18 protein-coding genes are annotated in these 20,762 nt (G+C 62.4%); 4 read left to right on the top strand and 14 right to left on the bottom strand.

Translation table 11 applies throughout. The annotated features are described in order from the left end of the window. The 6 genes from MVF76_RS02085 to aroQ all read right to left on the bottom strand — a co-directional run. Nucleotides 1-304 (bottom strand): zinc-ribbon domain-containing protein (locus MVF76_RS02085; protein ID WP_297527127.1); only part of this gene is annotated, 304 nt, incomplete at its 3' end. A gap of 143 nt (nucleotides 305-447) precedes the next feature. Next, nucleotides 448-1,365 (bottom strand): 50S ribosomal protein L11 methyltransferase, encoded by a 918-nt coding sequence (prmA, locus tag MVF76_RS02090; protein WP_411293538.1) that lies wholly within the window; start codon nucleotides 1,363-1,365, stop codon nucleotides 448-450. Nucleotides 1,366-1,712: 347 nt separating this feature from the next. Then, nucleotides 1,713-3,053, bottom strand: a complete 1,341-nt coding sequence (gene accC / locus MVF76_RS02095) for an acetyl-CoA carboxylase biotin carboxylase subunit (RefSeq protein ID WP_297527129.1) — start codon at nucleotides 3,051-3,053, stop codon at nucleotides 1,713-1,715. 68 nt (nucleotides 3,054-3,121) lie between these two features. After that, nucleotides 3,122-3,487, bottom strand: a complete 366-nt coding sequence (locus MVF76_RS02100) for a GxxExxY protein (RefSeq protein WP_297527130.1) — start codon at nucleotides 3,485-3,487, stop codon at nucleotides 3,122-3,124. Between the two features lie 112 nt (nucleotides 3,488-3,599). Next, entirely contained in the window at nucleotides 3,600-4,070 is a 471-nt protein-coding gene (gene accB / locus MVF76_RS02105) for an acetyl-CoA carboxylase biotin carboxyl carrier protein (protein ID WP_297527131.1), read from the bottom strand. 6 nt (nucleotides 4,071-4,076) lie between these two features. Further along, nucleotides 4,077-4,529, bottom strand: a complete 453-nt coding sequence (gene aroQ / locus MVF76_RS02110; protein WP_297527132.1) for a type II 3-dehydroquinate dehydratase — start codon at nucleotides 4,527-4,529, stop codon at nucleotides 4,077-4,079. A gap of 192 nt (nucleotides 4,530-4,721) precedes the next feature. Between aroQ and MVF76_RS02115 the strand changes: the two genes are divergently transcribed. After that, nucleotides 4,722-5,294, top strand: a complete 573-nt coding sequence (locus MVF76_RS02115) for a Uma2 family endonuclease (RefSeq protein WP_297527133.1) — start codon at nucleotides 4,722-4,724, stop codon at nucleotides 5,292-5,294. Nucleotides 5,295-5,492: 198 nt separating this feature from the next. Here MVF76_RS02115 and MVF76_RS02120 read toward each other — a convergent pair whose 3' ends face one another. From MVF76_RS02120 to MVF76_RS02145, 6 genes are all read right to left on the bottom strand, one after another. Then, nucleotides 5,493-6,170 carry a hypothetical protein gene (locus MVF76_RS02120; RefSeq protein WP_297527134.1) on the bottom strand — a complete coding sequence of 226 codons (678 nt, stop codon included), beginning with the start codon at nucleotides 6,168-6,170 and terminating at the stop codon, nucleotides 5,493-5,495. Between the two features lie 70 nt (nucleotides 6,171-6,240). Then, on the bottom strand, nucleotides 6,241-6,834 hold the full coding sequence (locus MVF76_RS02125) for a VPLPA-CTERM sorting domain-containing protein (RefSeq protein ID WP_297527135.1): 594 nt from the start codon (nucleotides 6,832-6,834) through the stop codon (nucleotides 6,241-6,243). A 150-nt stretch (nucleotides 6,835-6,984) separates the two neighbouring features. Then, nucleotides 6,985-7,890, bottom strand: a complete 906-nt coding sequence (locus tag MVF76_RS13075) for a hypothetical protein (RefSeq protein WP_297527136.1) — start codon at nucleotides 7,888-7,890, stop codon at nucleotides 6,985-6,987. Beyond that, nucleotides 7,887-9,836 carry a S8 family serine peptidase gene (locus tag MVF76_RS02135; RefSeq protein WP_297527137.1) on the bottom strand — a complete coding sequence of 650 codons (1,950 nt, stop codon included), beginning with the start codon at nucleotides 9,834-9,836 and terminating at the stop codon, nucleotides 7,887-7,889. The genes MVF76_RS13075 and MVF76_RS02135 overlap by 4 nt, the downstream gene beginning before the upstream one ends. Nucleotides 9,837-10,032: 196 nt before the next feature. Continuing rightward, entirely contained in the window at nucleotides 10,033-11,136 is a 1,104-nt protein-coding gene (locus MVF76_RS02140) for a beta-propeller fold lactonase family protein (RefSeq protein WP_297527138.1), read from the bottom strand. A gap of 141 nt (nucleotides 11,137-11,277) precedes the next feature. Further along, nucleotides 11,278-12,609 carry a hypothetical protein gene (locus tag MVF76_RS02145; protein ID WP_297527139.1) on the bottom strand — a complete coding sequence of 444 codons (1,332 nt, stop codon included), beginning with the start codon at nucleotides 12,607-12,609 and terminating at the stop codon, nucleotides 11,278-11,280. 549 nt (nucleotides 12,610-13,158) lie between these two features. On the opposite strand from MVF76_RS02145, the gene MVF76_RS02150 reads away from it, so the two are divergent. From MVF76_RS02150 to MVF76_RS02160, 3 genes are all read left to right on the top strand, one after another. Beyond that, nucleotides 13,159-14,790, top strand: a complete 1,632-nt coding sequence (locus MVF76_RS02150) for a YcaO-like family protein (protein WP_297527140.1) — start codon at nucleotides 13,159-13,161, stop codon at nucleotides 14,788-14,790. Between the two features lie 222 nt (nucleotides 14,791-15,012). Next, complete coding sequence (locus MVF76_RS02155; RefSeq protein ID WP_297527141.1) at nucleotides 15,013-16,128, top strand: hypothetical protein; 1,116 nt, start codon at nucleotides 15,013-15,015, stop codon at nucleotides 16,126-16,128. Between the two features lie 56 nt (nucleotides 16,129-16,184). After that, nucleotides 16,185-18,047 carry a tetratricopeptide repeat-containing sulfotransferase family protein gene (locus MVF76_RS02160; RefSeq protein ID WP_297527142.1) on the top strand — a complete coding sequence of 621 codons (1,863 nt, stop codon included), beginning with the start codon at nucleotides 16,185-16,187 and terminating at the stop codon, nucleotides 18,045-18,047. Nucleotides 18,048-18,178: 131 nt separating this feature from the next. Here MVF76_RS02160 and MVF76_RS02165 read toward each other — a convergent pair whose 3' ends face one another. Then, nucleotides 18,179-19,171: a tetratricopeptide repeat protein gene (locus tag MVF76_RS02165; RefSeq protein WP_297527143.1), complete on the bottom strand. Its 993-nt coding sequence runs from the start codon at nucleotides 19,169-19,171 to the stop codon at nucleotides 18,179-18,181. Nucleotides 19,172-19,496: 325 nt separating this feature from the next. Next, nucleotides 19,497-20,159 carry a 2OG-Fe(II) oxygenase gene (locus tag MVF76_RS02170; protein ID WP_297527144.1) on the bottom strand — a complete coding sequence of 221 codons (663 nt, stop codon included), beginning with the start codon at nucleotides 20,157-20,159 and terminating at the stop codon, nucleotides 19,497-19,499. Between the last annotated feature and the right edge of the window lie 603 nt (nucleotides 20,160-20,762).

The raw sequence follows: 20,762 nt of genomic DNA on the forward strand, positions 1-20,762 counted from the left end.
CTTCCGGTTCGGCGGCTTCCGGTTCGGCGGCTTCCGGTTCGGCGGCTTCCGGTTCGGCGGCTTCCGGTTCGGCGGCTTCCGGTTCGGCGGCTTCCGGTTCGGCGGCTTCCGGTTCGGCGGCTTCCGGCGCCGACTCGTCCCTCGTCGGCGCCTCCGCGTCGCTGGCCGGGGCCTCGTCGCTCAGCCGCGGCACCGCATCGAAACGCTCGCCACAGGCCGGGCAGGCCATCCAGCCGTGGCCCTCCGCCAGCATCTTCGTGGTGACGGGAAACTCGTGCTGACAATCGGGGCAGCGGGTGCGCATTCGGGGTCCTGGGAGTGATCCGGCTCGGCGAATCGGCCTGGGTGCATCCTACTCAAGACGGTCGACAAAGGCACGACCGGCGTCATAGGCGTGCCACGCCGCCCCGGATTACGCTTCGCTTCATCCGGGCTACACAAACACGCTCAGCGCAGCCCGGATGAAGCGCGAGCGGAATCCGGGGGAGTGATCGGCCGCCGCACCACCAGCCGCACCCAACCGTCCTGCTCGACAACCGGTTCGAGTTCGCCGTGGGGCCTGTAGACCGCCGCGACGGCGTCGGCCTGCGCCGCGAGGATGCCGGAGAGCACCAGCCGGCCGCCGGGGCGGACCAGGGAAACGAGGGTGGGCGCCAGCTCGATCAGGGGATTGGCGAGGATGTTGGCGAGCAGCAGATCGGCCGGCCCGGCGGGCAGTTCGTCGGGCAGAAAGAGGCTCAGGGCGGCGTCGACGCCGTTGCGGCGCGCATTGTCGCGACTCGCGGTGAGCGCCTGCGGATCGATGTCCACGCCGCGGACCCGCCGCGCACCCAGCTTCAGCGCGGCGATGGCGAGGATGCCGGAACCGCAGCCGTAGTCGATGACGTCCCGCCCGGCCGGCGGATGCGCATCCAGCCAGGACAGGCACAGCGCGGTGGTGGGGTGGGTGCCGGTGCCGAAGGCCAGCCCGGGATCGAGCAGAAGGTTCACCGCGTCCGGCTCGGGCGGAGCCATGTCACCGGGGATCACCCACAGTCGTTCGCCAAAGCGCATGGGCGCGAAGTCGTCCAGCCAGGCGCGGGTCCAGTCCCGGTCCTCCAGCGGCTCGGCCGTCATGCGCTGCGCGGCCTCGCCGATGTGCCGCGCCAGCCCGGCGCGAACGGCGTCGGGGTCGATGCCGGCATCGAACAGCGCCACCACCCGTGTGCGCGACCACAGCGGCGTCTCGCCCGGACCCGGTTCCAGCACCGGCTCGTCGGCGGCGTCCACCAGCGTGACCGACAGCGCACCGAGGCCGGTGAAGAGATCGGAAAGATGCTCGGGGTCCTGTGCCCCGGCCTCGAGGCTCAGTTGCAGCCAGGGCATGGTGGTGGAGAGGACAAGAGCGCCACGGACGTCACGGACGGGCGCCACGCGGTTTCCTGATGGACAGGCTTCGCTTTGCCCACCCCCCTTCCGGGCCGTCGATCAGGAAGACGGCGCGTAGGATGGGCAAAGGCCCGCAGGGCCGTGCCCATCAAGGCCCACGCGGCTTTTCGATGGGCAGGCTTCGCTTTGCCCATCCTACCTCCGGGCCGCTGCCCGGGGAGACAAGGCGCAGGACGGGCAAAGGCCCGCAGGGCCGCGCCCATCACAATGGCAGCATGACCCTGATGGGCACGTCGCTTCGCGCCTTTGCCCATCCTACCCTGGCCCGGCGAACACATTTGCCGTCACAGACCGAGCTTCTTCTCGAGGTAATGGATATCGGTGCCGCCGGTCAGGAAGGCGGCGTCCGAACAGATGTCTTCGTGCAGCGCGATGTTGGTATTGATGCCGTCGATGATGATCTCGGCGAGCGCGCCGCGCATGCGGGCGAATGCCGAGTCACGGGTCTCGCCGTGGGCGATGAGCTTGCCGATCATGGAATCGTAGTTCGGAGGCACGCTGTAGCCATGATATATGTGCGAGTCCCAGCGGATGCCGGGCCCTCCGGGGGGATGGAAAAGCGTGATGGTGCCCGGCGAGGGCATGAAGCTGCGCGGATCCTCGGCGTTGATGCGGCATTCCAGGGCATGACCGGTGAAACGAATGTCCTCCTGGCGATACGACAACCCCCGACCGGCGGCGATACGCAACTGCTCCTTGACGATGTCCACGCCGGTGACCATCTCGGTCACCGGGTGCTCCACCTGGACGCGGGTGTTCATCTCGATGAAATAGAACTCGCCATCCTGATACAGGAACTCGAAGGTGCCCGCCCCGCGGTAGTTGATGCGGCGGCAGGCCTCGGCGCAGCGCTCGCCCATCTCGGCTCGCTGCCCGGGCGTGATCCCCGGCGCCGGCGCTTCCTCGACCACCTTCTGGTGGCGGCGCTGCATGGAGCAATCCCGCTCGCCGAGGTGGATGGCGTTGCCCTCGCCGTCGGCCAGCACCTGGAACTCCACGTGACGCGGCCGTTCCAGGAACTTCTCCATGTACAGGGTGCCGTTGCCGAAGGCCGCCTCGGCCTCGCTGCGGGTGAGGTCGATGGCATTGAGCAGCGCGGCCTCGGCGTGCACCACGCGCATGCCGCGCCCGCCACCGCCACCGGCGGCCTTGATGATGACCGGATAGCCGATCTCCCGCGCCAGGCGCAGGTTCTCGTCCGGGTCGTCGCCCAGCGCCCCGTCCGAACCCGGCACGCAGGGCACCCCGGCCTCCTTCATGGCGCGGATGGCCGAGACCTTGTCGCCCATCAGGCGAATGGTGTCCGGCCGCGGGCCGATGAAGATGAAGCCGCTGCGCTCCACCTGCTCGGCGAAGTCCGCATTCTCCGACAGGAAGCCGTAGCCGGGATGAATGGCCACCGCGTCCGTCACCTCCGCCGCGCTGATCAGCGCCGGGATGTTGAGATAGCTCTCCGCCGCCGGCGCGGGGCCGATGCACACCGACTCGTCCGCGAGCCGCACGTGCTTGAGGTCCCGGTCCACCGTGGAATGCACGGCCACCGTGCGGATACCCAGCTCGCGGCAGGCCCGAAGTATGCGCAGCGCAATCTCGCCACGATTGGCAATGACGACTTTATCCAGCATTGTTTTCGGTTACCAAGAGATCAGGAGCGCCACGGAATACACGGAAGGCACGGAAAATACGGATTGTTTCAGCATACCACCCGCTTGATCGTAACCTTCGGATAACAGAAATTGAGCAGCAGGCCCACCTGTTTTCCGCTTGCGCGCAGATAGTTCAACAACTGCGAAGTATGGGCCGGGGAAAGCGCCGGCTGGGCCTTGAGTTCGAGAATGATCCTGTCCTCGACCACCAGATCAGCCAGATACTCGCCCACCCTTTCGCCCTTGTACTCGATCTTCAGGGCTACCTGCGCTTCCGCTCGATAGCCCCGCAGGCGCAGTTCCCGCAACAGCGCCCGCTCATAAACCTTCTCCAGGAACCCGGCACCCAACTGACGGTAGACCTCGTACGCTGCACCGCGTATGCCATAGGTCAGGTCCTCTTCCAGCAACATCCGCATTCCTCCCTGAATGCATCAGTCCCTTGCCACATCCTGCGGACTCCAGGCCCGAAAACAACATTCCCCCTTCCGTGTTCTCCGTGTCGTCCGTGGCGCTCTTCGAATTTCAATCAATCACGAACAACGGCTGCCCGAACTCCACCGGCTGGCCGTTCTCGGCCAGGATGGCGACGACCGTGCCCGCCTTGTCGGCTTCGATCTGGTTGAGCATCTTCATGGCCTCGATGATGCACAGGGTGTCGCCGGCGTTGACGTGTTGACCGACCTCGACGAAGGGCTTGGCGCCAGGCGAGGGAGCGCGGTAGAAGGTGCCCACCATGGGCGAGGTCACCTGATGACCCGGCGGAATGTCGGCGCCCGACTCGGTCGCGGGTTCGGCGGCGGCCGGCGCGGCCGATGCGGGTGCGGACGCCGGTGCCGCCGCCGGTATCGGCGCCGGCGCGGCCACCACGGCCGGTCCAGGCGCCGAGGCATGCCGGCTGATGCGCACCGACTCCTCGCCCTCGTGGATCTCGATCTCCGCGATGCCGGATTCCTCCAGCAGTTCGATCAGCTTCTTGACTTTGCGTATATCCATGATGTGTTACCCGGCGGGCTCACTTGAAAGGTGTTCCACCGCGGCGCGCAGGGCCAGCGCGTAGCCCAGGGCGCCCAGGCCGCTGATCACGCCCGCCGCGATGTCGGAGAAATAGGACCGCTGCCGGAAGGCTTCGCGGGCATGGACATTGGACAGGTGCACCTCGATGAAGGGGATCTCCACCGCTGTCAGGGCGTCCCGCAGGGCCACGCTGGTATGGGTGAAGGCCGCCGGATTGAATACGATGAACCCCACCCCTTCCTCGCGGGCGGCATGGATGCGCTCCACCAGTTCGTGCTCGGCGTTGGACTGGAAGCCGCGCACCTCCGCCCCAAGCTCCGCGCCCAGGGTTTCGAGGCGCGCCATGATGGCCGCCAGGGTCTCGGAGCCATAGTGGCCGGGCTCCCGGACGCCCAGGAGATTCAGATTGGGGCCGTGCAAGACGAGTATCTGGTGCATGACAGCAGCTTCGCACCTGTTCCAGGTGATTTCGTGGCAGATCGCCGCCGGAATGCGGAAATCACGATGAGTGGATTATGCCCCAGCCGCCGCCGGATTGCCATGATCCCGCGCGAAAAAATGCCCGCCCTTGTATCTTGCATCTTGCCGCTTGTATCTTGATACCCGGAAATTCCCGCAAGGAGCGTAAAGATGTCGACGACCGCGGAAGAGAGTCTGCTACACCGCCACCGGCTGGATGTGGACGCCTATTACCGCATGGCCGAGGCCGGCATTCTCGGGCCGGACGCCCGGGTGGAACTGATCGAGGGAGAGATCATCGACATGGCACCGATAGGGAGCAGACACGCTGCGGCCGTGAGCCGGCTGGCCCACCTTCTACACCAGAAAATTGGCCAGCAGGTCATCGTGTGGACCCAAAACCCCCTCCGTCTGGACGAATATTCCGAACCCGAACCCGACCTCGCCCTGCTGCGACCGCAGGAAGACTTCTACAAGTCCGCACATCCGAGCCCCAGGGACGTCCTCCTGGTCATCGAAGTGGCAGAATCATCCCTGCGCTACGACCGCGAAATCAAGATCCCCCTCTACGCCCGCCACGGCATCCCCGAGGCCTGGCTGGTGGATGTCGAGAACGAAGCGCTCACCCTGTTCCGCGAGCCCTCCGAATCCGGCTACCGGCAGGAGATCCACCCCGACACCTTCACGGCCATCACCCCCGCCACCCTGCCTGCCCTCGCCCTCGACCTGAGCGGCCTCTTCTGAACGACAGCGCCCGAACCCGTCGGATACGCACCGCGCACCACGGCAACGCCAAGCGGCGCGACGGCGGGCGGTGCCCGCCCTGCGGGATTCAGGGGTGGTACTGGAGCTGCGCGCCGATGCCGGCCACCGGACTGCCCGCGGCATCCACGGACTTCACCAGGCGCCGCGAACAATCCGTGATATCGGACCTGGATCCCTTCAGGCTGGCGCGCGCCCCCGCCGGGCCAGACCCATCAGGCCGACCAGCCCGGAACCGAACAGCCAGACGGCTGCGGGGACGGGCACGGGCGTGGCGTAGAAATCGAACGACACGTTGAGCCCCTGGAAGATGAAAGCATCCTGCACCGCACCACCCGGCTGCCCATCCCCATCCCAGTCGGTACTGGTATAAGTCGTGCACGAGTAGACCCACGGGAGATTGGCACAACCGTAAGTAACATCCCAGACATTGACGACACCAAAGGGATAACTGATACCGCTGTCGCTCCAGTCAAACAACATGCCCCCGCCCACCTGGCCGGGTCCGACGGTAAAGGTATAGGCATAGGTTGCCGGCCCCGCATCCGATCCCGTACCGACATAGGTCCAGGTGTGGGTCCCCTCGCCAAACAGGGTCAAGGTCGCAGACATGTTGTTGTCGAGCAGAACCTGATCCCACACGCTCAGGTTGCCGGTCCCCAACAGTTCGTCTATTTCTCCGAACGTCGTCGCGCAGGGACCGCCGCCATCGGTGACGAAATTCTGCGTAGTTCCGGAGCTATCGATAAAACACAGACTCCCATCCAGTGCCAGCGGGGGGCGCACATTGAGCGCGAACACCTGCCCCGAACCCAGCAGGGCTGCGAGGCCCCACACCAAACACCGCTTTCTTCCCATGGTTACGCTCCTTGTTTTTCGAAAGGAAATCCGGCCCGCCTTTTCCACGCCGGCGGGCCGGCAGACGTCCTCAGTGGCCCCGCCGGGCCAGACCCATCAGGCCGACCAGCCCGGAACCGAACAGCCAGACGGCCGCGGGCAGGGGCACGAAGGCCTCCGGCGTCACCGCAACCGTCATCGAGAATCCAACCGTGGTCCCGCCAAAGGGGCCGCTCGCCTGCTCGCTGGTGAGAAAAACATCCCAGCTCGTGGCGCTGACCTGGGTCAGGGTTGCCGTGCCTCCCATGTAGAACTCCTCACCATTGAAGTTCCCATAGAGACCGCCAAAGTCCGCCGTCCCGTTGGCAAAATCCAGGCTCGGCAACGGATGGCTGCCGCCATCCACGCCGGTCTGCGCAAAATAGAAGTCGAGCGGATTGCCCAGGAAGCTCCCCTGCGCAAGACCGGCATAGGTCGCAGAGGCATCGGTCGCAATCGTCGCCGCGCTGCCGGTGAAGGCCTCGGGCAAGGGACCGTTGCCGGTCAGGCTGACGCCACCGCCAACCACGTCAACAACCGAAAAGCTGCCGGAATCCACCCAGGTGAGGGCCGCCGCGCGGGCGAGGCCGGCTGTCGCCATCAGGGCGACGAAGGTCAGGGTACAAATCCAGTTTCTGCGGTTCATCCTTGTTTCTCCTCTGTCATGGTTATGGCAACGGGTTCCTCCGAACCACACGAACCCTTCGATCCGCGGCGGTCGCTGTCATTCGCACCGACAGACACCGACACAACCGGAGTCCGCCCTGCTCCCGGACGGAAACAGGGCGGACGCACCTCACTCGATCACCGCCGTGATACCCGGCAGCGGGTTGCCGGCGCCGTCCACCGCACGCACTTCCACCACCTGCAGGCCGCTGAGACCGCCGGCGACATAGAATTTGAAATCGTTCAGGTCCTGCAGGGGCTGCGTGCCGGCCGGCGTGAGCAGCACACGCAATCGCGTGCCGTCGTCGCGCCACAGCAGGCTCTTGAGGTCCCCCCTCGGGTTCACCACCCAGGCCCTGCCCTGCCCGCCGTTGTCCGCATCCGGATCGTGCAGGCATTCCACCTGAATGGCATGGGGCACGACCGATCCCGAAAAACGCACCGTGTAATGGGGCACCCGCGCCAGGCCGGCGAGCTGTTCGGGGGTCAGCGGCCCGTTGAGTTCGGCCTCGAAGTCCTCGGGCTGACCGGTGCCCGCAATCACCAGAAGCTCCGCCGTGACGGACTCGCCCGCCGGATTGCTGACCTCGACCCGGGTATTCCCGGCCGGCAGCCATGCGGGCAGATCCACGAACACCACCGTCTGCCACCAGTCGCCGTCACCCCCGCTGAAACCCTCTTCGATCGCGGTACCATAGCTCCGGGCGGCGGGCGTCAGATCCTGGTCGATGCCGGCAGAGACGCGCAGGCTGGACAGGGGATCGGGATAGAGATTGAACACGGCGCGAATGGCCGGATCGCCCGGCGGGATCACCACCGGCGCACCGGCCGAGGGCGTAATGGTGACGGTGACCGTGTCCCGGGAAAAACCCAGCCGGCGGCCGGCGGCCAGGGTCACGGTGTCGCCGGCCCGGCTCACCGCCGGGTAGGTCTGAACGCCCGAACAGCCACCGAGTCCGGCAAGCGCCACCAATAAAAGCAACATGCCGACACACCGCGAGACACCCGCCATCATGTCCAGGCAACCCTTCATCATTGGCCCAACCTCTGCTGAATCAGTACCAGGTCCGACAGATCGATCACACCGTCCGGCGCGCCCGGAGGATAAAGATCGCCATGACTCAGATCCAGCGCAGCGGCCGCACGCTCGCCCAGCACCAGTTGCCGGGCCAGCAACAGGTCACCGGCATCCAGTACCCCGTCCGGGGCGCCCGGCGGCGCCAGATCGCCATCGGCATAATTGAACAGGAGCGGGACGGGATCGCTGCCGTCGGGAAGCCCGTCGCCATCGGTATCGCCAGACAGTGGATCCAGATCCGCCCCGGGGTTGTAGGCCGGATCCCCGTCCCATGCGAGCTCGGCCGCATCACTCAATCCGTCGCCATCAGTGTCGGCGAGCACCGGCGAGAGGTCCTGACCCGCCACATAGCCCGTCGCATCGCCATCGAAGGCCACCTCGAAGTAGTCGTCGAGGCCGTCTCCGTCGCTGTCCAGAACCAGCGGGTTGCTGCCAATGGCCAGCTCCAGCACATCGGACAGGCCGTCGTTGTCATCGTCCCCGTCACAGGCATCGCCGGCGAGATCGCCGTCGGTATCGACCTGGGCGGCGTTGGCGATCAAGGGACAATTGTCGGTGTCGTGGTTCCAGCCATCGCCGTCGGCATCCAGGCTGAGCCGCCCCTGACCGGTGCGGTAATCGAAACCCGCGCCGGCCACGTCCTCCGCCGTTGCCGTCAACTCGGCGCGCAGGCTGGCAACCGACCAGCCGGGATTACGGGCCAGCAGCAGGGCCGCGCCCCCGGCCACGTGGGGAGAAGCCGCCGAAGTGCCGGCAAAGCTGCCGCTGAGCGAGGTCTGCACCCGGTCGGTGCCCGCGATCTCCGGCTTGGCCCGGCCATCGGTGGTCGGCCCTTCCGAGCTGAAGCCTTCCGCCCCGTCGCTGAGGTTGACCGCGCCCACCGCGATCACGCTCGCGCAATCGGCGGGCTGCACCAGGCTGCTGGCCTGGACACGGGTATCAAGGCTCGGCCCCAGGGAAAACAGGCTCAGCGGCACATCCGCCGTGCTGGCAGAGCGCTTGGTCACCACCAGGTAATAGGTCCCGGCGGTGGCGGCCGTGAAGTCGATGGCCTCGTAGGGGACACTGGAAGGCGTCCCCCGCTGCCGATTGGTCGAACTGGCCACCAGATTGCCGCCGGCATCGGGATCGCCGTCGTAAAGATGGAGATCGTAGTCGATGCCGGTAACCGGATAGGCATCCCAGTTCAGCACCAGAGTCACCGCCTGCCCCGCGTTGAGGCTGAGGCTGTTCCAGTTCTGGCCGGATGAAAACTCGTGACGGAGATCGCCGTCGGCATCACTGAACTGGCCCAGCCAGTGCTTGGTGCGCGAGTTGCCGGCCGCGTTGACCCACAACGCACCGCCCTGTTCCGCCGTGTCCGTGATCCCGCACAATGGCCCGGTTCCGTCATAGAAGGCCGCGCCGTACCAGGCCACCGAGTGGTTGATGATCCGAACACCCGCGGCCAGCATGTCGTTCACCGCCTGACTCAGTTCCAGGTCGGTGCTGACCTTTGCCAGGTAGAACTGCGCACCCGGCGCCATGTCGTACAGGATTTCGGCCACCTGGGTTCCGTGAGTGGTGCCGCCGTTGCCCGTGCCCGTGTAGTCGGTGATGACCAGGTTGGCAGGCAGGTCGCCGGAGGCCTGCGATGCGGCCAGGCTGGCAAAACCGAGATCGATGACGCCAATCCTCACCCCGCCGCCATCGACACCCAGGGCGTGAAAATCGGCAGCACCCTGGATGGCCACCCCCTGACTGGTCACCGCCAGCGGCTCGTGGGGAAAGGGCAGGCGCACGCGGGTGTCCGGCGGCAGCACGGCCAGCAGGCGGGACAGGGCGCCGGCCGGGACCTCAAGCTGCCGGCTCCGCTCCGAGGAAAAGCGCAACCGCCCACCCTGCGCCTCGATCAAATTCCGCACCGACGCCGGCAGGACACCCCCCTCGAGAATGACCTTGACGCGGGCCGTCGCAGTCCGGGCATCCCCGGCCAACCGATCCAGCCTATGCGCGAGCCGCGCCTCGAGTTGGGCGGCGTGCGCGGATAAGGACGGCAGGAGCAAGGTACAGACCCCGAACAACAGCCATGCCGTGCGCCACCATGCCATCCGCGCCCCCTCAGCCGCGGCGGCGCCTCGCCAGGCCAACCAGCCCCGCCAGGCCGGAGCCGAACAGCCAGACCGCCCCCGGAACCGGCACCGGCGCCACATAGGTCAGGCCATGCAGATTGTAGGCGCCCGTGGTCCTGAAGCGCGTGACCTCGGTGGCCGTATCGGCATCGATGACCGCGACGGCATCACGGCTCGTTGAAATGGCATCGTAGAAAATGCTGGTGTAGAGATAGCGGCCGTCGGCGCTGATGTCCAGGCCATGGGCACCGATCAGGCCATCAATGGCGGCATAGCTGACCCCGCCGGTCGTGAGATCATGGCCATGGACCGTGTTGCCGGCGGTACCCGACAGCCACAGGGTGCTGCCATCGGGATCGGCCACCAGTCCCATCGGCCCCATGCCGCCACCGCCGCCCATGTCGAAGGCACCGGTCGCGGCCAGCGTGGCCACATCGATGACCGATACGGTGTTGTCGTCGTAGTTGGTGACATAGGCGGTACTGCCGTCGATGCTGAAGGTCGCCTGGATGGGGCGGCTGCCGACTGCGATATCGGTCTGCACCGCGCCGAGATTGGCGTCGAGCACGGACACGACGTTGCGCGCCTCGTCCACCACCCACACCTGGCTGCCGTCCGGCGACACATCGACATCATGGGGGCCGTAGGCCTGACTGGGTCCGCCCCCGAAGTCATAACTGGCGGCGATCGAGCCGTCGGTCGTGCTCATCTTGACGACCTGGTCGCTGGTGTTGTTGACCACGTACAGCCACTGGCCGTCGCCGCTGACCGCCAGATGCGTCGGGGCATAGCCGCCCGTGCCATAGGTGGCCACCAGGCTGTTGGTCAGGGCGTCGATCTTGGCGACCTGACCCGCATCCTTGAGCGTCGCCCAGACATAGCGGCGATCAGGACTGGCCACCAGGTTGTGCGGCGCGCTGGCCGCTCCCGTGGAAATGGTAGCGACCACCGTGTTGGTGTGGGCATCGATGACCACGATATTGTCCGAACCGTCGCCGGCCACGAACACCTTGCCCACCGTGCTGGCCATGGCGGATACGGAAACGGCGGACAGCATGGCCACGCCGATACCGGCACAGATCCTGCGTTTCATATCTGAATCCTCCTCCACCGAAGTGAAATACCCGGTCGTCCTTCGGCCGCAGCGGGGACGGGACAGCCTCGCCCGGATACAAAACAGGGCGAAGGAAATACCCCTTCGCCCTGCCCGCAAGCGGAACTCAGGCGCCCCGGATCACACGCGCGCCCGCCGGCGCCGCGCCACGCCCAGGAGCCCCACCAGGCCCGAGCCGAACAGCCAGACGGCCGCGGGCACCGGCACGGCGCTCAGGTCGGCGATCGCGACCAGGTTGCCGTTTTCGTCATAGTTGTAGGCGACCCCGTTGGCATCCGTGTTGGGCACATTGCTCAGATCGGAATAGACGCTGTAGTCCATGGCGTCGATCACGCGGATGCCGTCGGCGCGCATGATGAAGGCAAACCCCGGGAAAGAAGCATTCTGCCAGCTTCCACCCGCGGCCTCGCAACTGGTGCGGTCGGTGTAATCCAGCAACGATGAGAACTTGTACACACCCTCACCGCGCTGACCCGCCGCCCATTCGGCCGTCAGCACCCCGCACTTGCCTGCCACCGAAAGCACGTCGGCGCCATGGAAGGACACCAGGTTGTAGAAATTGGCATCGGTCGGCGCCGTGCCACTGGCCAGCCCGGCCGCGACGGCATCCACGTCGTTCGGATTGGTATTGTTGACCACCGCGCGGGAACTGAATTGCTGCACATACCCTCCCGCCCCAGGGCTCACATTCACCGTGAACTCACCAAAGCTGGTCATCTTGAAGCCGCGCACGATCTCGGTGCTGAAGTAGGTATACTGGCCAGTGGTGAAGTTATAGGAGTAGACATCGAAGGCGAAGTCGAAGGTGACCATGCCGCCCATGGCCTCCTGGGCGGCGGGATTGGATGCCATCACCGAACCGCACCAGCCGATGGCATCCGACAGCGCATAGGGCTGAAAGGCCAGGCCCGTGTTGTAGGTACCGTCGGGCGGCGCGTTGGGATCGAGCACGCCATCGGCTCCCAGCTCCTGCTGATAGGATAAGACATCGTAGAACTGGAAGGTCATGTCCTCCTGGCGGACGAGGTAGTCCCCGTCATAGTCGATCCGCATGTTGTTGAAGGTCGACCCGGGCTTGGTGGTGTAGCCCCACTTGTAGAAGTTGACCTGGGTGTCCAGATTGGCGTCGGTGAAGGTGTTGCTAGGCGCCCCGAAGTCACTGTACAGGGTCTGCGGCCCGTCCGGCGTGAGCCCGTCCGCAGCCCGCGTCACCACGTGCTGGATCTGGCTGATGCCGCCGGCCGGGTCGGCATTGTTGCCCTCCGCCGGACCGCCGAACCCGCCGTTCAGGGGCGCGGTGTCGTTGTAGGTCCGCCCGCCCGGGCCGACATAGCCCCAGTCATCGAAGGTGATGGTACCGGTCGCGTTGTAGGTCGCGGCGTCGATGTTCTTGACCCACTGCTGCGCCACCGCGGATTGGGAACCCACCAGCAGGGCGACCGAAACCGCCACTGCCGTTCTTGAGATTGCAACTGGGCGAGCCATGACTCCTCCTGAATAGTGTGTCTGTTGTGTTATGACTGCAATCGGGTTTCTTGCCATCCCGCCTTGATGCGGGCGCCAGCCCCTTAGCGACCGCCTGTGTCTTGTCGTTGTTTTTCCCTGTCGTCCGGTTTTCCGGGCGACAGCCGAGCAGCCCGGTACGCCGCACGCGACCACCCACCCCGCGCGAACTTCGGGCATTTCTTGTGCCCACAGGCAAGCAAGTTTTGATCCAGCATGCCCGCGGTTGCACCCCCTCCCGGATCTTTTTGCTGTAGAGTCCGCGACTTGCAACAAGAAAGCCCAAATCCCGGACACCGGCGACAAGGGACCCGGATGCCTGGATGTCAGGTCATCCGACACCCCGAAAACCGGCCGCAAGGCATCAACCCACTGTTGCAAAATGGTTTTTCAGCATGCATGCATGGCGTAAACAAAACCGACAGTTGCCGACATGCATGCTGGTCGCGTGGCGGGTATCATGGATAACCCGCTTGCAAATATGCAACACGAGATACCATGTCTTCGTCTTCCGGCACAGCGCCTTTCGAACGACTGGGCAAGGCCTGCGTGCGTTTCCGCCTGAACCGGACCTACGTCACGGATGGCCGTTTCCTGTTCGTGCCGCCGGACGCCACCGACTTCTGTCCGCTCTGTTTCGAACGCCGCCACCGCGCCCAGTTTCCTGCCGCACCGGAACTGCACAGCCTCCCACCAGCCGCCCTCGAGCTGGCCAGACAATTCGACAAGGCCGCCAGGCACACGGACGAGTGGGTCGCCCAGGCACTGAAACCCGGCGCCGCCCGACAGAACTTCCGCCTGTTCGGATTCGAGGACTGCCCCCGCTGCCAGCCGCCACAAGCTGCCCTTTCACCGGCCGAGGCCGCCGAATACTACGAACTCAAACTCACCGGCCCCTCACCCGATTTCAACCCGGAAAACCTTTCCCGGCGTGTTTTCTCCTTCGGCTTTGCGCACCGGGCAATGATGATGAACCGGTCCCGCCTGGACGACCCCCGCCTGACGAACCTCATCGCGGACGGTCATCATGCCCGGGTTCTGTACCGCATGGTGGTGCCGGACGGCCGTTTCACGGATGCCGCGACCACGGGTTACGACACCGACCCGGCACACGCGAGCCTCAAGGCGCTGATGGAGTACGCGGAGCGCTACGCCTTCAACCTCCATGTCACACCCGCCCGCGCCGAGCGGGCCGATCCGGAGCTGATCGACGGCTACATGCAACTCTACCGGCGCCCGCTTTCGGCGGCGGAAAAAAAACAGGCCGAGAACGAGGCCGTCTGGGGAGTCGACCTGTTGCGCGGTACACCCCGCGCCATCCCCCTGCCGTTCCTGTTCAGCTACCAGGCTTTCCGTGACGTCAAGCCGACCAGCAGCGGTTATGGCGCCCACGGCAGCTTCGGGGATGCCGTGGCGTCCGGTATTGTGGAACTCGTCGAAAGGGATGCCTTCGTACGCTTCTGGCACGATCCGGGTCGTGCCCGTCTTCTGGAACTGCCACCGCCACAGGAACAGGCACTGACGTCGGTCGCGGCAGCCACTGCCGCCGCCGCCACCATACCACCTCTCACCTCCCGGGCCTTCCTCATTCCCTCGCCCCTGCGGATCCCCGTGGTCCTGCTGGCCATATCCAGCGACCACCCGGAGCAGGGCCCTGCCCTGTTGTTCGGTTTCGGGGCGGGCTTGACCCTGGACGAGGCAGCGTACGGCGCACTGCGGGAACTCCGCCTGAATGCCATGAACCTGGTCCGTGCCCTGAAAATGATGCCGGACCTGCTGACGCAACACCCTCCGGCCAAGGTGGACGGTATTGCGCAACGCATGCAGCTCTACGCCTCGGCCGTCCCGCGCCCGCATCTGCGCTTCCTCGACGAAGCCGATATGGCCCAGGCGGATGACTGCACGAGCTGCCCGCCTGATCTCGATGCCCTGCTCGACCGTTTCCGGAATGCGGAAATCGACATCCACGCCGTTGACTGCACGCCGGAATGCCTGGCCGATCTCGGTGTGCATGTGGTCCGCGCCTTCTCGACCGGACTCTATCCGCTACAGTTCGAGCGCGAGGATACACTGAGCTTACCTCGAAGCGATGGGTACGCGGGAAAACACCTCTCACACTTCTTCCTGTAGCATAAGGACAAGGTGATATCCCTAATGACAGTGCCCCTCGCCCCAGTACGCGAATGGCCGTCGACCAAACCAACGAGGGGTTACTTGGGGTTTTATTTCCCGGGAAATGCCGCCATGTGGAGCCACCGTCCAACACCACCTGGCACGGATCCATGGGCAGGCACCCAGACCGCGTACGGGACCTTTCAGGCCACAAACCGACAACTTCCTTGAGTCTCACACATGCTGTCACCAGAAAGAAATTTCATGCTATCCGGAGGTGCCCTGAAAACCGCGCTTGCCTCGGAGCTGGACGGCCTAAGAAGGGCTGCAAAACGCCCTGATTACCGCTCAAATCTGGCTTTGTTGGAAACGTACATCGATGACATGGACAGTGTCGCTCAGGGAGCACCCTTCTCCCGACTCGATGGCATGCCAAGAAACACCCGTATCATCGACTTTCCTAAGGCGCAGCCCAAGATCAAGTCGCGCCTGTTTTTTTCACATATCGCCGCCTGTATCGTTCTTCTGGAACACCACACTCTTAGCCCAGAGGAACTACGAGTGGGCATAACAAATCACAAGGCCAATCAAATACTGGACTTGGCAGAACGAAACCCGGAAGTCCGTCGCAACCTGATGCAAAGACTCACGGGCATGGATGCTGTTCGAACCAACATGCTCCTGCGGGCCTTGGGCCTCATTACCCGAAAGCCTTCAGCAATACGTCAATTGGGTCTTGGCGTGGCGAGCGGGGCCAAGGATATCCGTTTTTTTCATTTGTACCCGATACTGGCACGGCAAGCCACCTCCGAGGACCATTACCTGTACACGCTGAACACCATTCATCAGGCTGCGCACGACATTGTCATCAATGACCTAGACCCTCGACATGAGGCCGCATTCAAGAATTACGAAAAACTAGGAAGCCCCGCCGTCAAAGGCTACATCTGTGATACGCAAGAGGCCCTCGTAAGACTGGCGGAAGACGATATACCCAAGAGAAACCTGGTAACCATGCTGCGCATGGAACCTGCCATGATAAGAGACAGCCGCGAGTTTCTCCGGCACTTATCAAGAACCATCGAGCGTGACTGTGATTTCGTTTTTACGATAGGATCCGGCGACAATCCCGATGCTTACAGGCACCGCGTTCGTCGCATCAGCGACCTGTTCGAGAAATTCGATGCAGCGGGCCTCGACCCGGTCCTCATTCGGCTTCACAAAGGCGGCACCATCATGCAACAAGCGCGCTCCCTCCAGTTCGGCAGTGGCGCTGCCGCAAGCTATGAAATACTGTACTGCCGGCTTGACCCAGAGAAGTTGACGGAATTACTAGTCCGCGACCAGAAGAAATGACAGAATCGCTCCCTGCGCAAACAGGGGCATAACACACCTCCCATAGTCAAGATACCATGACCAACAAGCCGATCAGCCACAAGTCGATCCTTGAACTTATTAACAAAGGCAAACCTCAAAAGGCACTACATCAATGCGAGACTCTGCTACGTCGCTCGAAACATGATCCGAATCTCCATATCATGGCGGGTTCCCTGAACGCCCAACTGGGCGCATTCTCTGCGGCAATCGACCATTTTCTCGAGGCCAACAGACATCAGCCAAACAACCCCAATACGATCAATAGCCTGGGAATGGCTTATGCTGCCGACGGGCAGTTCCAGGACGCCGAAACCTGGTTCAGAAAAGCGCTGGAACTTCAGCCCGGGAAACCGGAGATCATGAAAAACCTCGCATTCACGCTGGTCAAGCAAGGAAAAACCGGCGAGGCGGAAGCGTTACTGAAGGAAACACTGAAGCTCGCGCCCAACTCGGCAGACGCGCTGCAGCTTCTGGGTGACATACAACTCGCAGAACGGCTCTATGCGCTGGCCATCGACTCCTACAGTCGCGCCCTGAATTTATACCCAACGCGCCCCCAGCTTCTTTTACAGCGCGCAAAGGCACAAATGCTTGCCGGGAAGATCGGCCCGGCGATAGTTGATCTCAAGAAAGCCACTGATATCGACCCCAATTACGCTCAGGCTTACATCACTCTGGGCCACGCCTACATTTCCAACGGGGACCCTGATAATGCGCGCCAGGCATTCGAGAAAGCACTGAACACCCAACCGAATAACCTCGACGCGCTCCTTGGTATCATCACGCTAGATGAACGCGCAGGAAATCTCGATGCGGCATTCCGAAACCTCCTCCCCCTCACGAAAACCATCAAAAACAATTTGGAACTGGGCGACATATACGTCCGTCTATGCCACCATTTCGACGCGTGCGAGAAAGCCATCGAATATGCACTCCAAGCTCTGGCTCAGCATGAAGACCTACCCAAAATGAAAGGCCAACTCCACTTTTCCCTTGGCCGACACTTTGACCGAATCGGAAATTATGATGCCGCGTTCGAACACTACCAGAGCGCGAACTCGCTCCGCCCTCAGAACTATGACCCGGAAGAGCACGCCAACCTGGTCAATTCACTGATCACCATATTCAGCCAGGACTTCATTGCATCCGCGCCACGCTCGACCCTATCCTCGCAGAAGCCTGTATTCGTAGTGGGAATGCCGCGAAGCGGGACGACTCTCACTGAACAGATTCTAGCGAGCCACCCTGATATTTATGGAGTCGGAGAACTTACTGATATCGGAGACTTGATCCAATCGATCGCCGTCCTCGGAAAATCCGGCCTAGAGTACCCTTTCAGCCTAAAAGATATTACCAACGAGATCCTGGACTTCATCGCCAACAATTACCTTGCGCGACTGCATGAAGTGGCGCCCGACGCGCCGCGGGTTATCGACAAATACCCGGGAAACTACCTGCATCTGGGATTGATCGCGCTCGCATTTCCTGGCGCCCGGGTCATTCACTGCCGTCGCGACCCACGCGACACCTGCCTGTCCATATACTTCCAGGACTTCAGCGAACAGTTCCAGTATGCGAACAACCTTGAACACGCGGGACTACATTACAGGCAGTACAACAAACTCATGGAACACTACCGACAGACTCTCGATATCCCAATACTGGAAGTGTATTATGAGAAGTTGGTAACCAGCCCGGAGCCAACGATCCGAGAAATGATCGAGTTCCTGGAATTGGAATGGAACGACAGTTGCCTGGAGTTCCACAAAACCCAGCGATTTATAGCGACCCCAAGTTATGACCAAGTCCGCAAACCACTCTACTCGGATTCCATCGGACGTTGGGAGCATTACGAGAAATACATTTCACCGTTACTGAATGCGTTGAACATGAAGTAATGCAGAGGAGCAACGGCCGAACGGCGTGGTCAGAGACGCAACTCGATGGCTATCTTGCAATCGACAACCGCTGAACCCGCAGGACAAACGTCCAACAGTCCCGACACCATCCAGCCTCGGTTATGCTGACGCTAGCCGCCTTTCAATTGCTGACTACTTACATAGGCAATCGCCTCATCAATACGCCCGGCATCAAAATCGGACAAATCCGGATCCTCAGCCAACATGTTGAGCAGTTTCAGACAGCCTTCCCGAAGACCCACCACATGACTAAACTTGGCAAGCACCAAGGCAGCCTCCACATGCGGTCTTTGTCGCTCCAATGATGGCTTGATGAGCTCGAACGCCTTCTGCAAATCACCTTGCGCATAAAACACGTCGGCCCGCTGAATCCGATACTTCTCATTATCCGAGTCCCGCGCCAAGGCCTTTTCAATGGCCATCAATGCCTCTTCGTTCAGCCCCCAGGCAACAAATACTTTCGAGGCGAAATACTGGATTTCCGCAATATCCACTCGCGATACGATATCTTTAAGCAGCAGGACACCGTCATCATCCAAATCCTTTTGCTGCAGACAAAGACACCAGCCGATGATCAAGCTCTCATCACGGTTGCCCAGCACCAGCGCCTTGCGGTAAGCATCTTCGGCGGAAGCAACATCGCCGGTCCTGGCATAAAGATACCCCAGGTAACCCCACACATCCGGCTGACCATCATCAAGCGCGACCGCCCGCCTAAAGGCCTCCAGCGCCTCCTCCTCGCGCCCCGATCTCAGCAATGCTTCCCCATGGGCACAGACTGCCCCGATATCCTCCGCATCAAGCTCCACGGCTTTGGAAAAGTGTTCCACGGCCTCGGCCAGATTACCAAGGGCCGAGCTAATCTGCCCAAGCACCATATACAAATCGGGATTATTTGGATCCAGACTTCTGGATTTCTCGATAAAATTCATCCCATCGGATACATGACCCAGCTCGACCGCCAGTGACCCGCGCATCAACCAGGCCTCGGCGCAGTCAGGAACATCCTCGGTAATCTTCTGGTAGGCATTCAGGGCACCTGGCAGATCACCCTGATCGCATAAAGTCGATGCTTCCGCGAGCTTCGTCGCCAAATCGATCATAACCAACCTATCTATCTGTTAACCTTGATCCAACACATTTTCCAGCAAGGAAATGAACACAACCCCTCCCGGCTCCACGAAGGCCGTGACCACCGGCAACACGACCATTCGGGGCAAATATCTATACTTCGGCACCATCAGCCACAACCATCCGGATGCCGCCGCCGGCACCAGACCCCGCTGTTGCCTTGGTGCAATAGGCGAGTTGGCTGCTCGCCAGGATTTCACAGTTAGCCCAGAACGCTGGCTTTGCCAAGCAAAAAAACCGGATAACGGCACCTTACAACGTCCCAACGGGAAAGAGCGCGAGGAATACGGCGGCAGCCTATATGTCCAGGGAAAAGTTCTCTTTCTCAATCTTTGTCAGATACCAGCCAGTTATCGACAACCGTTTGTGGGGGGTCTCGCACCGCACCGCTTCAACCCAGTGGTGGCTGCTTGGCCGCACATTAAACAATACCAGTTTATTGAAAGATGGGGTAATGACCATCCGCGGCGACTTCCAAACCAAGTTACCACCCCAGGCCGCCTCCCAGTCGGTCGACAAGTAGTAATTGAATGTAAGCGCCCGCCTGTAAACGTTCTCGCCATCAGTGAATACATGGTCATCATTATGCTCACTGATGCCGTCGCCCTGGTGAAACACTGCCGCCGAGCCAATGAAGCGATCGAGCTTCTGCCCACTCGCGTATGAAAACCACTCGCGCGTTTCCGGCGCCATCAAATAGCGGAACAAGGACTTTAGGGCAGCAGGCGCATCTTCGCTGGCAATATTGATGCTGTCCCTAGTGACCTCGAACCGCCCCGGCTGGTACCCGAGCTTCCCCCAGGTACTCCCGTCTTCTCGAACCCACTCCCCACTCTTCAACAATTCCGACTGCAACTCTTTCGCAACTTCCGCATCAAGAGCATCCTCGAGCACAACAACCGGCCCTTTAAGTTTCTCCTTCAGATCCTCCCTGGAAGACAGCACTTCATTACTGAGCATGGCTAGTGGAGCACCCTGTAAACGACCTCAGCACAAGCGGGACTGCCCGCAAACCGATACCGACTGACTACAGCAGACTGGCATACCCGATCCTATCATAAAAACCACACCTTTTCGGACGCTGCGCCGCATCCAAACATCACATCCTGTTCCACAGGGCCGCCGCATGATATTGACTGGAGAAGCCCGGCACTTCATTGATCTTGGAGCGCGATCCAGCGGTCCCGAAACCAGTCTGGATATTCAACGAGGCCACCCCGCTACCCTCACCGGGCACTGCGGATGGTCGCGGATTGTCGCTCGGGCTTCGGGGACTTCACTCAAGCCGCCGCGGCGGCTACGGCTCGAGTGCCAGCACCAGGGTACCCGAATAGCGAGTGAGCGGAATCCGGGGCTACACCATGCCCGCACGCCCGGGCTCCTGACGCACTATGCGGCCAGACCACACCTTATATAATACAACCCGCCAGTTCGGAGGATTGTCTGTCGATAATCCTTACGACCCGCAACCGCCACCAAGACAGCGATGCGCCACCCACTAACCTATTGTAGAGAAAGCTGGAAACCATGATCTGCGCTCGACGTCCAACATCTCGCCGGCCG

The organism is Thiohalobacter sp. (genome assembly GCF_027000115.1).
Lineage (GTDB): Bacteria > Pseudomonadota > Gammaproteobacteria > Thiohalobacterales > Thiohalobacteraceae > JALTON01.

Bases quoted from the DNA above. Each gene is read 5' to 3' on its own strand.
- prmA (WP_411293538.1), bottom strand. From the start codon at position 1,365: ATGCCCTGGCTGCAACTGAGCCTCGAGGCCGGGGCACAGGACCCCGAG.
- accC (WP_297527129.1), bottom strand. From the start codon at position 3,053: ATGCTGGATAAAGTCGTCATTGCCAATCGTGGCGAGATTGCGCTGCGC.
- MVF76_RS02100 (WP_297527130.1), bottom strand. From the start codon at position 3,487: ATGTTGCTGGAAGAGGACCTGACCTATGGCATACGCGGTGCAGCGTAC.
- accB (WP_297527131.1), bottom strand. From the start codon at position 4,070: ATGGATATACGCAAAGTCAAGAAGCTGATCGAACTGCTGGAGGAATCC.
- aroQ (WP_297527132.1), bottom strand. From the start codon at position 4,529: ATGCACCAGATACTCGTCTTGCACGGCCCCAATCTGAATCTCCTGGGC.
- MVF76_RS02115 (WP_297527133.1), top strand. From the start codon at position 4,722: ATGTCGACGACCGCGGAAGAGAGTCTGCTACACCGCCACCGGCTGGAT.
- MVF76_RS02120 (WP_297527134.1), bottom strand. From the start codon at position 6,170: ATGGGAAGAAAGCGGTGTTTGGTGTGGGGCCTCGCAGCCCTGCTGGGT.
- MVF76_RS02125 (WP_297527135.1), bottom strand. From the start codon at position 6,834: ATGAACCGCAGAAACTGGATTTGTACCCTGACCTTCGTCGCCCTGATG.
- MVF76_RS13075 (WP_297527136.1), bottom strand. From the start codon at position 7,890: ATGATGAAGGGTTGCCTGGACATGATGGCGGGTGTCTCGCGGTGTGTC.
- MVF76_RS02140 (WP_297527138.1), bottom strand. From the start codon at position 11,136: ATGAAACGCAGGATCTGTGCCGGTATCGGCGTGGCCATGCTGTCCGCC.
- MVF76_RS02150 (WP_297527140.1), top strand. From the start codon at position 13,159: ATGTCTTCGTCTTCCGGCACAGCGCCTTTCGAACGACTGGGCAAGGCC.
- MVF76_RS02155 (WP_297527141.1), top strand. From the start codon at position 15,013: ATGCTGTCACCAGAAAGAAATTTCATGCTATCCGGAGGTGCCCTGAAA.
- MVF76_RS02160 (WP_297527142.1), top strand. From the start codon at position 16,185: ATGACCAACAAGCCGATCAGCCACAAGTCGATCCTTGAACTTATTAAC.
- MVF76_RS02165 (WP_297527143.1), bottom strand. From the start codon at position 19,171: ATGATCGATTTGGCGACGAAGCTCGCGGAAGCATCGACTTTATGCGAT.
- MVF76_RS02170 (WP_297527144.1), bottom strand. From the start codon at position 20,159: ATGCTCAGTAATGAAGTGCTGTCTTCCAGGGAGGATCTGAAGGAGAAA.